Source organism: Bacillus sp. FSL L8-0193 (assembly GCF_037976065.1).
Taxonomy (GTDB): domain Bacteria; phylum Bacillota; class Bacilli; order Bacillales; family Bacillaceae; genus Bacillus; species Bacillus paralicheniformis.
Window position 1 is genome coordinate 2,606,931 of record NZ_CP150261.1, and the last position, 12,129, is coordinate 2,619,059.

At 47.1% G+C, this 12,129-nt stretch carries 13 protein-coding genes; 3 read left to right on the forward strand and 10 right to left on the reverse strand.

Translation table 11 applies throughout. The features are described 5' to 3' along the window. Positions 1–113 precede the first annotated feature (113 nt). The 3 genes from MHH76_RS12915 to MHH76_RS12925 form a co-directional block, all read right to left on the reverse strand. The gene (locus tag MHH76_RS12915) at positions 114–899 is read right to left on the reverse strand and encodes an SDR family oxidoreductase (protein ID WP_059231902.1); all 786 of its coding nucleotides are present in this window, start codon (positions 897–899) and stop codon (positions 114–116) included. 115 nt (positions 900–1,014) lie between these two features. Further along, entirely contained in the window at positions 1,015–2,424 is a 1,410-nt protein-coding gene (gndA, locus tag MHH76_RS12920) for an NADP-dependent phosphogluconate dehydrogenase (protein ID WP_059231900.1), read from the reverse strand. Between the two features lie 86 nt (positions 2,425–2,510). Further along, on the reverse strand, positions 2,511–3,767 hold the full coding sequence (locus MHH76_RS12925) for a DNA polymerase IV (RefSeq protein ID WP_020452103.1): 1,257 nt from the start codon (positions 3,765–3,767) through the stop codon (positions 2,511–2,513). A gap of 80 nt (positions 3,768–3,847) precedes the next feature. On the opposite strand from MHH76_RS12925, the gene MHH76_RS12930 reads away from it, so the two are divergent. Both MHH76_RS12930 and MHH76_RS12935 read left to right on the forward strand, forming a co-directional pair. Then, a complete protein-coding gene (locus MHH76_RS12930; protein ID WP_020452104.1) occupies positions 3,848–4,135 on the forward strand; it encodes a hypothetical protein in 288 nt (95 codons plus the stop codon). Between the two features lie 51 nt (positions 4,136–4,186). After that, on the forward strand, positions 4,187–5,011 hold the full coding sequence (locus tag MHH76_RS12935) for a membrane protein insertase YidC (RefSeq protein WP_020452105.1): 825 nt from the start codon (positions 4,187–4,189) through the stop codon (positions 5,009–5,011). Between the two features lie 134 nt (positions 5,012–5,145). Here MHH76_RS12935 and MHH76_RS12940 read toward each other — a convergent pair whose 3' ends face one another. Together MHH76_RS12940 and MHH76_RS12945 are read right to left on the reverse strand one after the other, a co-directional pair. Next, a complete protein-coding gene (locus MHH76_RS12940) occupies positions 5,146–6,264 on the reverse strand; it encodes a tripeptidase T (RefSeq protein WP_020452106.1) in 1,119 nt (372 codons plus the stop codon). A 19-nt stretch (positions 6,265–6,283) separates the two neighbouring features. Next, the gene (locus MHH76_RS12945) at positions 6,284–7,813 is read right to left on the reverse strand and encodes an acyl-CoA carboxylase subunit beta (RefSeq protein ID WP_020452107.1); all 1,530 of its coding nucleotides are present in this window, start codon (positions 7,811–7,813) and stop codon (positions 6,284–6,286) included. Positions 7,814–7,903: 90 nt separating this feature from the next. On the opposite strand from MHH76_RS12945, the gene prli42 reads away from it, so the two are divergent. Beyond that, a complete protein-coding gene (prli42, locus tag MHH76_RS12950; RefSeq protein ID WP_230368212.1) occupies positions 7,904–8,005 on the forward strand; it encodes a stressosome-associated protein Prli42 in 102 nt (33 codons plus the stop codon). 141 nt (positions 8,006–8,146) lie between these two features. On the opposite strand, the gene MHH76_RS12955 is transcribed toward prli42, so the two are convergent. From MHH76_RS12955 to MHH76_RS12975, 5 genes are all read right to left on the reverse strand, one after another. Next, entirely contained in the window at positions 8,147–9,106 is a 960-nt protein-coding gene (locus MHH76_RS12955) for an aromatic acid exporter family protein (protein WP_020452108.1), read from the reverse strand. A gap of 72 nt (positions 9,107–9,178) precedes the next feature. Further along, positions 9,179–9,901, reverse strand: coding sequence for an amino acid ABC transporter ATP-binding protein (locus MHH76_RS12960; RefSeq protein ID WP_041817247.1), 723 nt, complete (start codon positions 9,899–9,901; stop codon positions 9,179–9,181). Further along, positions 9,894–10,556 carry an amino acid ABC transporter permease gene (locus tag MHH76_RS12965; protein WP_020452110.1) on the reverse strand — a complete coding sequence of 221 codons (663 nt, stop codon included), beginning with the start codon at positions 10,554–10,556 and terminating at the stop codon, positions 9,894–9,896. Before MHH76_RS12965 ends, MHH76_RS12960 begins: the two co-directional genes overlap by 8 nt. A gap of 86 nt (positions 10,557–10,642) precedes the next feature. After that, on the reverse strand, positions 10,643–11,410 hold the full coding sequence (locus MHH76_RS12970) for a transporter substrate-binding domain-containing protein (RefSeq protein WP_020452111.1): 768 nt from the start codon (positions 11,408–11,410) through the stop codon (positions 10,643–10,645). 228 nt (positions 11,411–11,638) lie between these two features. Beyond that, positions 11,639–12,076: a BrxA/BrxB family bacilliredoxin gene (locus tag MHH76_RS12975; RefSeq protein WP_003183325.1), complete on the reverse strand. Its 438-nt coding sequence runs from the start codon at positions 12,074–12,076 to the stop codon at positions 11,639–11,641. Positions 12,077–12,129 lie beyond the last annotated feature (53 nt).

Sequence of the window (12,129 nt, forward strand, 5' to 3'; positions counted from 1 at the left end):
TTTTGTTGACAAACCTACACTATCATTGCTATGTAAACAGCACTTTTGCTTTCTATTAATCTTATGTAAATTTTTTTGGGCTTATGATGAAAAGAAGGCACCCCGCCTTCTTTTCATCCTTTTCCAGCTTGGAATCCCGGGTATTTCGTCATTCCGCCGTCCACATACAGCGTCAGGCCCGTCACATAGCTCGCTTCTTCGGATGCAAGCCAGGCCGCGCAAGCCGCGACTTCCTCCGGCTTTCCGATATACCCGATCGGAATCAATTCAACAACGCCTTTTTTCAATTCGGGATCAGCGAATTTTTCGGCGTTAATCGGCGTATCGATCGCACCGGGTCCGATCGCATTTACCCGAATTCCTTTCGGGGCATATTCAAGGGCAAGGGTTTCCGTCAGCAGTTTTGCCCCGCCCTTGCTTGCCGCATAATGGACAAAATGCGGCCACGGGATTTGCTGATGGACGCTCGACATATTAATGACCGAGCCTTTAATATTATGATCGAGCATATAGGCGATCGCTTCCCGGCATCCTAAGAACATCCCTGTCAAATTAGTTGATATGACGCGGTTCCAGTCTTCCAGAGACAAATCCTCAGAAGGTACTTCATTTTCCACCCCAGCGTTGTTCACCATCACATCAACGGAACCGAATGAATCAACGGCCTGTCTGATCAGCGCTTTTACATCGTCTTCTTTTGAGACATCTCCTTGAACGGCAATCGCGCGCGCTCCACTGTTTTCTATTTTCTTCACCGTCTCTTCAGGATTTTCTTCTTCCTTGAAGTAATTGATCACTACATTGGCTTTTTCAGAACCGAAGCGAAGTGCCATCGCTTTTCCAAGACCTGTACCCGCCCCTGTAATAACCACCGTTTTTCCCTCTAAACTAGGATACATGGGTTGATTCCTCCTTATTGAAACTCTCTTTTGAGTAGGTTTCCACAGAAGCGCTTAAACATGCATCCTTCCGAAATCAAAAAACCGCAAGCTTTTCAGCTTGCGGTTTTACATCTTATTTCATCCACTCAGTGTGGAAAATGCCTTCTTTATCTGTACGCTCATACGTATGTGCGCCAAAGTAGTCGCGCTGCGCCTGAATCAGGTTGGCCGGCAATGTCGCAGTGCGATAGCTGTCAAAATAAGCGAGAGCGCTTGAGAAGCAAGGTACAGGAATTCCTTGTTCAACCGCAAGAGAAATCGTTTTGCGGAGAGCGCCCTGATAGCCTTCAACGATATTTTTGAAGTAAGGATCAAGAAGCAGGTTGTCAAGCCCCGGATCGCGGTCATACGCTTCTTTGATTTTTTGCAGGAACACCGCGCGGATGATGCATCCTCCGCGGAAGATCATCGCGATATCGCCGTATTTCAAATCCCAGCCGTATTCTTCTGATGCGGCTTTCATTTGAGCGAAGCCCTGTGCGTAAGAACAGATTTTGCTCATGAAGAGTGCTTTTCTGACCGCTTCGATCAGCTCTTCTTTGTTCTCGGCGGCTGGTTTCGCTTCAGGACCTGTCAGAAGCTTGCTTGCTTTGACGCGCTCTTCTTTCATGGAAGAAATGAAGCGAGCGAAAACGGATTCCGTAATGATCGGAAGCGGCACGCCCAGGTCAAGAGCGCTTTGGCTCGTCCATTTTCCTGTGCCTTTTTGACCTGCTTTATCGAGGATGACATCAACGAGCGGCTTGCCAGTTTCCTCGTCTTTTTTCGTGAAAATATCAGCCGTGATTTCGATCAGATAGCTGTCAAGCTCTCCTTTATTCCACTCGGAGAAGACTTCGTGAAGCTCATCTGAAGACAGACCGACAATGTGTTTCAAAATAAAGTATGATTCTGAGATCAGCTGCATGTCTCCGTATTCGATGCCGTTATGAACCATTTTTACATAATGGCCGGCGCCGTCTGGACCGATGTATGTCGTACACGGTTCGCCGTCTACTTTTGCAGAAATCGCTTCAAGAATCGGCTTGACAAGCTCATGGGCTTCTTTTTGTCCGCCTGGCATGATAGAAGGACCTTTCAGAGCGCCTTCCTCACCGCCGGAAACACCGGTGCCGATGAAGTGAATGCCGCTTTCGGCCAGCTCTCTGTTTCTTCTCTGCGTATCTTTATAATATGTATTTCCGCCGTCAATCAAAATGTCGCCTTTTTCAAGATGAGGCAGGAGCGATTGAATCGTTGCGTCTGTCGGTGTTCCAGCTTTGACCATCAACAGAATTTTGCGCGGTTTTTCAAGAGATTGAACGAACTCTTCAATGCTGTATGTACCGACAACGTTTTTGCCTTCGGCTTCTTTCAGAAACTCTTCCGTTTTCTCGCTTGATCTGTTGTAAACAGAAACCGTAAACCCGCGGCTTTCAATGTTTAGAGCCAAGTTTTTTCCCATTACTGCTAAACCAACTACACCTATTTGTTGTTTTGCCATGTCTAACGTCCCTTCTAAAGCGTTTAGCATTTTAGTTTAATTTTTATTTAAATTGAAATTACCACACTTTGACCTACATTTTCAAGCTATTGATCTTGTCTCTCGTCCTGGAAAAAATCTTTGTTAAAGCTTGTTCCGCTCGTCTTGCTTTCTTTTTTCACGATCCTGATCCCTTTTTTGATGAGGTCTGTTCCATATTTTTCATTCAATTCGGCCATCACTTTTTGGATCGGCTCATCTTTGGCATCCTCATGAAACGAAAATAAATCAAGCTGTTTGACGGCTTCCTTCCGATTGACGAGGTCTGTTCCCGTCACGCCTAAAAGTCTGACAGGGCTTCCGTGCCAATGCTGCCTGAAAAGGGCTTTCGCTTCCTTCGCAATATCTTCTCTTGAATCGGTCGGATTCAGAAGGGTCTTGCTTCTGGTTATGTTTGTCCAATCCGCAAAGCGGATCATGATGAAAACTTTTGCTGCCATGACCTCTTTTCGCTTCAGCCTGTCGCTTACTGAGACGGAAAGCTTGTCAATCAGGCCGCACAATTCCTTCTCATCTGTGCTGTCATACGGGAGAGTCGAGGAATTGCCGACGCTTTTGAATTCGTATATCCTGTCGGGATTCACCTCTCCGGTGTCGATGCCGTTTGCCCTCCTTTTTAAACGGGGGCCGTTGATACCTAGGAGGCGCTTTAAAGCATACTCATCTGCGGCAGCCAAATCGCCGATCTTGCCGATATCAAGCGTCTTGAGCTTTTCAGCGGTTTTCCGGCCGACTCCGTACATCTCGCTGATGTCCATGGGCCAAAGAATCCGGGGCACTTCGCGCTTTCTCAATATCGTAATGCCGAGCGGTTTTTTCATATCCGAAGCCATTTTGGCCAGGAATTTATTCGGAGCGATCCCGATGCTTGACGGAAGAAGCAGTTCTTCTTGAAGGCGCTCTTGAATTTCCTTCGCCGTTTCATATGCCCGATTTCTGTATGGCGTGTCCGTTAAATCCATGTACCCTTCATCAATAGAAACAGGCTCGACAAGGTCCGTATACTCCCTGAGCACTTGAAACATTTCTCTTGAAGAGCTTCTGTAGCGGTCGAAATTCGGCGGCTTGACGATCAGCTCGGGGCAGAGCCGCTTCGCTTCCCAAAGCGGCATAGGCGGTTTTACGCCGCGTGCTCTCGCCTCGTAGCTGCACGTGACGACGATGCCTTTCCGCTCCTTTGCATTTCCCGCGATGGCGAGCGGCCTGCCTTTCAGCGAAGGGTCATACGCCATTTCAACAGACGCGTAAAAGCTGTTCATATCGATATGAAAGATGACTCTTCCCTTTTGTTTATCAGCAGACAAAACGGCTCCCTCCTGGTACTCAAATTAGACATCCCGGCATTCATATAGTAAGATGTTAAATGAAACGGAAGTGATAATAGATGATTCTTGAATCTTTCAACGATGCTTTTTTACTGTTTGAGTTTTTCACAATCGTCCTTCCCGCACTGACGGCGATCGGTATCGCCCTCATCCTAAAGGACTGCAGTACGGGCGACAGCTGGAAAACGAAACGGTTTGAAGAATATCATGCAATACAGTTTGTTTCTGCAATCGATTTTCTTATCATCCTATATCATCGCATTACGGTATGGATAAGTAAAGTCATTCGCATGAAAGCTTCATCGAACGACGATGAAGACCACCGTTCCCTTCTTCTTTCAATTTAAACGGGAAAAGGTGTCCGGCAGACGGGCCCTTTTATTCAGAAGGAGGAGAACGTGTTGAACACGAAATTAAAACAATTGTTTGCGACTGCAATGTTTTTGATCATGACCATGTTTATAGGTGAACAAGCTTCGGCAGCCACCGGCAGTACCGGAGGAAGCGACAACTTCTTCCAACACTATGTCGTGGGGCCTTTTTCAGAGCTGATTAAAGGAATCGCCGGATTTTTCCACGGAAACTACGGACTGTCGATTATTTTTGTGACCATCATCGTCCGGGTTCTCGTCTTTCCGCTGTTTGCCAACCAGTATAAAAAACAGCGGGCCATGCAGGAAAAAATGGCGCTTGTCAAACCTGAGCTGGATGCGATTCAAAGCAAGCTAAAAAAGACGAAAGATCCTGTGAAGCAGAGGGAAATTCAGCAGGAGATGATGCAGCTTTACCAAAAGCATAACATCAATCCGCTGGCGATGGGCTGCCTGCCGATGCTGATTCAGTTTCCGATCCTGATCGGTTTTTATTATGCGATCCGCTCGACGCCCGAAATTGCTTCACACTCTTTTCTCTGGTTTAACCTCGGGCATTCGGATATTATCGTATCTTTATGCGCCGGGTTCATGTATTTTATCCAGTTCTATGTGTCTCAAAAGCTGAACGCACAGAACGCCCAAACAAATCCGGCGGCTCAGCAGTCCGCCAAAATCATGGGCTTCTTTTTCCCTGTGATGATGACGATCTTTTCGATCAACGTCCCTGCAGCCCTGCCGCTGTACTGGCTGACAAGCGGACTGCTTCTGACGATTCAATCCGTCGTTCTTCATCAAGTTTACCAAAAAAACAAAAAAGCCATTCAGCCTGCTGAATCGGCTACAAAATAAAAAAGCTTGCGCCTTTAAAGGCGCAAGCTTTTTTGCGTTTCCCTTCCATCTTCTCGATCGCGACTTCAGGTAGTGTGACCGTTTCCGCTGAAACCATCGGCTCGAGCTGAAACGGTCCCTGTAAAAACCCGCCTTTATGACGGGTTTGCTACTTCCTCAATAATGGAAACAACCATTTCTGCAGTTTTGACAAGTTCCTCAATCGGCATTTTTTCGTTTTTCGTATGGATTTGTTCATATCCGACTGCAAGGTTGACAGTCGGAATGCCGTGTCCTGCGATGACGTTCGCATCGCTTCCTCCGCCGCTCGTCAATAGCTCGTACGGACGGCCGATTTTCCCGGCGGCTTTTTTGGCGATTTCAACGACGAGATCCCCGTCTTTGTATTTAAAGCCCGGGTACATGACTTCGATTTCCACCTCGGCTCTGCCACCCATTTCAGCGGCGGCTGCTTCAAACGCCTGCTTCATTTTTTCGGTCTGCTTTTCCATTTTTTCCGGAACAAGCGAACGGGCTTCAGCGAGAATGTCGACCTGATCGCAGACGATATTGGTTTGCGTTCCGCCCTCAAAGCGGCCGATATTAGCCGTCGTCTCCTCGTCGATGCGGCCAAGCGGCATTTTGGCAATCGCTTTTGAAGCGATCGTGATGGCGGAGACTCCTTTTTCCGGCTCTACTCCGGCATGAGCCGTTTTTCCGTAGACAGTTGCTCTAATTTTCGCCTGTGTCGGCGCTGCTACGATAATATTGCCGACCTTCCCGTCGGAATCAAGCGCATATCCGTAATCGGCTTTGATCAGCGATCGGTCTAAAGCTTTCGCTCCGACAAGCCCCGATTCTTCGCCGACCGTAATGATAAACTGGATCGTTCCGTGCGGAATGTTTTTTTCTTTCAGCACTTTTACGGCTTCGAGCATCGCTGCAAGGCCTGTTTTGTCGTCAGCTCCCAAAATCGTTGTGCCGTCTGTTTTGACATATCCGTCTTCAATGACCGGCTTCACGCCTTTTCCGGGCACGACGGTATCCATGTGGGATGTAAAGTAAATCGTGTCCGCCTCTTTCGTTCCAGGAAGCGTGCACACGAGGTTTCCCGCTCCGTGCCCCGTTTTTGGCGCGGTGTCATCCTCCACGACATCCATTCCAAGAGCAGCAAATTTTTCTTTCAGCACCTTGCAAATATCAGCTTCGTGTTTTGTCTCGGAATCAATTTGCACAAGTTCTAAAAACTCTTCTAACAGGCGTTTTTCATTCATGCTAGTTTCCCCTCCATTTTTAAAGCGGTATATTTCCATGCTTTTTGTCCGGCCGGATTTCTCTTTTGCTCTTCAGCATGTCAAACGTTTGGATCAGCTTCTTCCGCGTCTCTTTCGGATCGATGATATCGTCTACCATGCCGTATCTTGCAGCGGCAAAAGGGCTTGAAGCGTGCATGCATTTCCGGATTTTTTCCTCGCGGGCGGCCCGCGGGTCTTCCGACCGTTCGATTTCCTTCGCGAACAGCACATCCGCAGCTTCCGAGGCGCCCATCACTGCAATTTCTGCATTCGGCCAAGCAAACACGGCATCCGCTCCAAGCGCCTTGCTGTTTAAAGCGACATATGCTCCGCCGTATGCTTTTCTTAAAATGACCGTCACCTTGCAGACGGCGGCTTCCGCATACGCGTAAAGGATTTTAGCGCCGTGTCTGATCACCCCGCCGTGCTCTTCGCGTATTCCCGGAAGAAAGCCGGGGCAATCCACCAAAGTCAAAATCGGGATCTGAAAGGAATCGCAAAAACGGATAAACCGGGCGATTTTGTCAGCCGCATCCATGCTGAGGCTTCCGGCTAAATACTTCGGCTGGTTGGCCACGATCGCCGCCGTTTCCCCCGCTATCCTTGCAAAACCGATCACCGCGTTTTTGGCAAAGTGGCGCTGCACTTCAAAAAATGTTCCGCTGTCTGCGATTTCCGCGATGATCTGTTTGATGTCATACGGCCGCTGACCGTCTTCAGGCAGAATCGTCATTAAATCAGGCCTTATCTCATCGTCTTTCGCCTTTCTCGCCTTAGCCGGGGGCTTTTCTTCGTGATTCTGGGGGATGTAGGACAAGAGCTTGCGCACCTCACTGAGGACGGCCTCATCGGAATCCCCGGAAAAATGGGCATTCCCGCTGATTGAATTATGTATATAGGCGCCCCCCAATTCTCCGGAGCTGACAGCTTCGCCTGTCGCCGTTTTGATGACTTTCGGACCGGTAATGAACATCTGTCCGGTTTTTTCGTTCATGAAAACGAAGTCGGTCAAAGCTGGAGAATAAACCGCGCCGCCCGCACAAGGGCCGAGAATGACAGAGATTTGCGGAATGATGCCTGAGCAAAGGACATTTCGGTAAAAAATATGACCGTATCCATCTAATGATAGCACACCCTCTTGAATTCTCGCACCACCTGAGTCGTTCAGACCGATGAAAGGGGCCTTATTTTTGAGGGCAAGATCCATGACGGCCGCTATTTTTTTGGCGTGCATTTCTCCGAGCGCTCCGCCGGTGACGGTAAAATCCTGGGAAAACAGATAAACGGGCCGCCCGTCGATTTTTCCGAATCCCGTGACAACCCCGTCGCCTAACGGGCCGCCGGACTGCCGGCTTCTGGCAAAAGCATTCAGCTCAGTGAACGTTCCCTCATCAAGCAGAAGATCGATTCTCTCTCTGGCGGTGAGCTTGCCTTTTTGCTTCTGCCTGTCGATCCGTTCCTGCCCGCCCCCAAGCAAAGCTTGTTGACGGCTGTTGTTTAAATCGTCGACTCTTTCAAACATATTCATCGTGTTCTGCCCCTTCTCTATTTGATTCTTACACGAAACTTGTCCGATGAAAAAAAGCAGTATAAAATAATGGGAGATTAAAAAACAGAGGTGAAAAGCTTGTCTCGAAAATTCATCAAGTTCATGGTTATTTTAATGATTGGCGTCATGGTGCTGACGACTCTGCTTACCGGACTCAGCATGATTTTTTAATACAAATCATGAAAGCAGGCGGCTCTTTTTGCGGAGAAACGCCTGCTTTTTTTCAAGCCCGGACTTCCGCAGGAATAGAAAAAACCGCACGGGTTTCCCCCTGTTTCATTAGATTGACCAATGAAGGAGAAACTCATGCGGTTATGCAGGAGATTTAATTCCTTTAAAGTAGCTCTTAATCACAAGATACTGTTCCATTTCGCCGAGAAAATTGAAAAGAGCAGCGCGCGCTTCAAATTCTTCGCGTGTCGTCGGCAGCTCCATCTCATCAATTTCCTCTCTCATTTTCACGAGCCGCTTCAAAAACTTATGAGCCGTATTGCCGGGATGGATGGCTCCTCTTAAATCATGAAGAAACGCTGCGATCATATGCCCCTGTTCAACCGTCATCGAAATCGACGTGATTTTCGGCAGGACCCTTTCGATAATTTCAAACTGCTTTTCTCTCATTTTAAAGTAGTGATAATAGAGATTTTCGTGCCTGAGAAAGTGATTTTCCACATCACGGTATGCCAGGGTCTTCGCTTCATTGATCAAACGGTGCGTCTCAGGAATCTCTTTTCCCGTCCAGTCCTGTTCCCCGGTCAGCAAATAGCGTTCGATTTCTTCAAAAATCTTGGCAAAGTTATCTTCGATTTTCTGCTGATACTGTTTGAGCTCTTTATCGAGGCTCGGCATGTACAAATTCATCAGCAGGGCAACGCCGATTCCCGTAATGATGATGAGGCATTCATTCCAAATGAGAGAAAGGGTGATCCCTTCTGACATATAAAGATGAAGAATGATGACCGAACTTGTGACGATTCCTTCTTTTATTTTCAGAAGAACGGTTGTCGGAATAAAGAACAGCAGCATCAGACCGATGACAGCCGGATGATAGCCGATCAGCTCAAAAAACGCGTATGAAAAAACGATCGCAAGAATGCATGCCGCAAACCGGGCCCATGATGCCTGAAGGGACCGCTTTTTCGTCACTTGAATACAGAGGATCGTGATGATCCCTGTCGACACAAAATTATGAAGGCCGAGCAGCTGTGCGATATAGATGGCCAATGCTGTGCCAAGCGCTGTTTTTAATGTGCGATAACCTATTTTAAACATCGTTAACCCCAATCTTTTCTGCTAGTCTTAGTGAATAAAAAAGAAGAAGATCAGCATCTTCTTCAGCTTATTTTATAGTATTTTCTCTAAAAAGTCTTGAGCTCTTTTCGATTTTGGAGAAGAAAAAAACGCTTTAGGATCATCGTCTTCGACAATGGTTCCTTCATCCATGAAAAGCACCCTGTCGGCGACTTCTTTGGCAAAGCCCATTTCGTGCGTCACGATCACCATCGTCATCCCGGTTTTCGCCAAATCCTGCATCACCTGAAGCACTTCTTTGACCATCTCAGGATCAAGGGCCGATGTCGGCTCGTCAAACAGCATGATGTCCGGATTCATCGCCAGCGCCCTCGCAATCGCAACGCGCTGCTTTTGCCCCCCTGATAAACGGTTCGGATAATCATCTTTTTTATCGATAAGCCCCACTTTCTCAAGCAGTTCTTCCGCTTTTTTCGCTGCCGCCTGTTTGCTTTCTTTTTTGACATGGACAGGTGCATACGTAATATTTTCAAGAACCGTTTTATGCGGAAACAAATGAAAATGCTGAAAGACCATGCCGATGTTCTCTCTGATTTTCAGCACATTTGTTTTCGGTCTTGTAATCTCTTGATCCTGAATGAAAATGCTGCCCTCCGTCGGCTTTTCGAGCATGTTTAAGCAACGCAGAAACGTGGACTTGCCTGAGCCTGACGGACCGATGACAGCGGCTACTTCGCCTTTTTCAAAGGAAACGGAAATATGTTTAAGCACCTCGTGCTTTCCGAAAGATTTTGAGAGATTGCGAACATTAATCATTGACATTCAGCTTCCTTTCAATCGCTTTGCCGACAAACGTCAGGATCAAAACGAGCACATAGTAGATGAGACCCGCAAACAGCATCGGCTCAAGCGGGCTGTAGATCGCCGCTCCCGCCTGATAGCTTCGTCTCATAATATCGCCGAGTCCGATGACGGTGACAACAGCCGATTCCTTTGTCAGTGTAATCGATTCGTTGATCAGCGCTGGCATGATATTTTTAAAGGCCTGCGGCAGCAAGAGATCCTTCATCATCTTTGCATACGGGACGCCCAGCGCCATCGCCGCTTCTTTTTGCCCTTTGTCGATCGCATTGATTCCGGCTCTGATGATTTCTGACACATAAGCGGCGGAATTTAAGCCGAATGCGATGACGGCCGCCCAGTAAGCATCAATATCGAAGCCCAGCACCTGAGGCAGCCCGTAATAGACGATCATCAGCTGCAGAACAAGCGGTGTCCCCCGGAATATGGAAGTGTAAAAATCGGCAATCCATGCGAGGGGCTTGATCGAACTGATTTTTAAAAGCGTAATCAAAACCCCCAGCAAAAATCCAAGCACGGCCGCAGCCGCGACCACTTTTAAGGTGACGCCCAAGCCTTCCAAAATGAAAGGCATCTCGGGTATTGTACTAGAAAAATCAAGAAAATTCATGTGACTCTCCCTCTCCCGCCTCATCATCAAAGAGGCGCACATCGCTTTAGAAAAAAAAGTTCAACAAAAAGTTGAACTTTTCACGCTTACTTTTTCGTTTCTCCGCCGAACCATTTTTCTTTCAGCTTTTCAAGTTCTCCGCTTTTCTCCATTTCTTCAAGCGCTTTGTTGAACTTCTCGGTCAAATCGCTTCCCTTTTTGAAGGCGATCGCGGAGCCGGCTTTTTCATCCGGTTCTTTCGGCAGATTGTAGCCAACCAGTTCTTCATTTTTATTAATATATTTTTCGGCAACGATATCCTCTATGATTGCTGCGTCAAAGCGGCCCGCTTTGATTTCTTCGGTTAAATCCGAAATGCGGTTGCGGTTTTCAACTTTTAAATTATAATCCGGCGTAAGCTCCTTCGCTTTTTCTTCCTGAATGGAGCCAAGCTGCACGCCGACCGTTTTTCCTTTCAAATCGTCAAGCGATTTGATGCCGCTTGATTTTTTTGTAACGATCATGTTGTGAGCCGTATAATAGACGTTTGAAAAATCGACCTGCTTTTTGCGTTTAGGCGTCGGCGTCATTCCTGAAAGCACGATGTCGACTTTGTTTGTTTTAAGAGCGGTCACCAGTCCGTTGAAGTCCATGTCTTTCACTTCGATTTCATGGCCCGTTTTTTTAGCCAGTGCATTGGCCAGATCAACATCAAAACCGACAATTTTATCTCCGTCTTTCGATTCAAAAGGCGGGTAATCGGCTGAAGTTCCCATCACCAATGTTTTTTTATCAGCAGAACCGCTGCTCGTCCCGCAAGCAGTCAATGCAAATGTGAGACATGCTGTCACTACCAGTAACATCCATTTTTTCATGTTGTGTATCCCCCTGAACCTTTTTTGAATATTTATTCGTTGATATGTATTTTAAACATTTTCTAGGCCAGATGCAATACCATTTTGAAAAATAACTGAAAAACCTTCAAACAAGCATTTAAATACCAATTGAAAGCCTGTGTTTTTATCTTTCTGATTGCATATAAAAAGAATTTTTATACACAAAAAAAGCCTGCCACTGTTTTGGCAGGCGGTATTTCCTTTACCTTATACTTCTTCACAGTATTCTTCAAACAATCCTTGTAGCTTAGTGATGACAGCCATCGGCTCATAGCCTTCAATTTCATGGCGTTCGACCATTTTTAAAATCTTGCCGTCTTTTAAAAGAGCGAATGACGGAGAAGAGGGCGGATATCCTTCAAAATATTCCCTTGCTCGAGCCGTCGCTTCTTTGTCTTGTCCGGCAAAAACGGTGACGAGATGATCCGGGCGCTTATCGTAATGAACCGCATGATGTGCGGCTGGCCTTGCAATTCCCCCTGCACAGCCGCAGACGGAGTTGACCATCACAAGCGTAGTCCCTTTTTTCGTGAGCGCTTCATCGACCTCTTCAGGCGTTTTCAATTCGGTGTAGCCGGCAGCCGTTATTTCCTGTCTGGCTTGGCGCACGACATCATTCATAAACAGATTAAAATCCATGTTCACTTTAAGATCTCTCCTTTTTAGCCGCCTTTAGCATGATGCTAAAGGCGCTGTTT

Coding starts and splice junctions, on each gene's coding strand:
- MHH76_RS12940 (WP_020452106.1), bottom strand. CDS start 6,264: ATGAATGAAAAACGCCTGTTAGAAGAGTTTTTAGAACTTGTGCAAATT.
- MHH76_RS12955 (WP_020452108.1), bottom strand. CDS start 9,106: ATGTTTAAAATAGGTTATCGCACATTAAAAACAGCGCTTGGCACAGCA.
- gndA (WP_059231900.1), bottom strand. CDS start 2,424: ATGGCAAAACAACAAATAGGTGTAGTTGGTTTAGCAGTAATGGGAAAA.
- MHH76_RS12965 (WP_020452110.1), bottom strand. CDS start 10,556: ATGAATTTTCTTGATTTTTCTAGTACAATACCCGAGATGCCTTTCATT.
- MHH76_RS12960 (WP_041817247.1), bottom strand. CDS start 9,901: ATGATTAATGTTCGCAATCTCTCAAAATCTTTCGGAAAGCACGAGGTG.
- MHH76_RS12945 (WP_020452107.1), bottom strand. CDS start 7,813: ATGAATATGTTTGAAAGAGTCGACGATTTAAACAACAGCCGTCAACAA.
- MHH76_RS12915 (WP_059231902.1), bottom strand. CDS start 899: ATGTATCCTAGTTTAGAGGGAAAAACGGTGGTTATTACAGGGGCGGGT.
- MHH76_RS12970 (WP_020452111.1), bottom strand. CDS start 11,410: ATGAAAAAATGGATGTTACTGGTAGTGACAGCATGTCTCACATTTGCA.
- MHH76_RS12930 (WP_020452104.1), top strand. CDS start 3,848: ATGATTCTTGAATCTTTCAACGATGCTTTTTTACTGTTTGAGTTTTTC.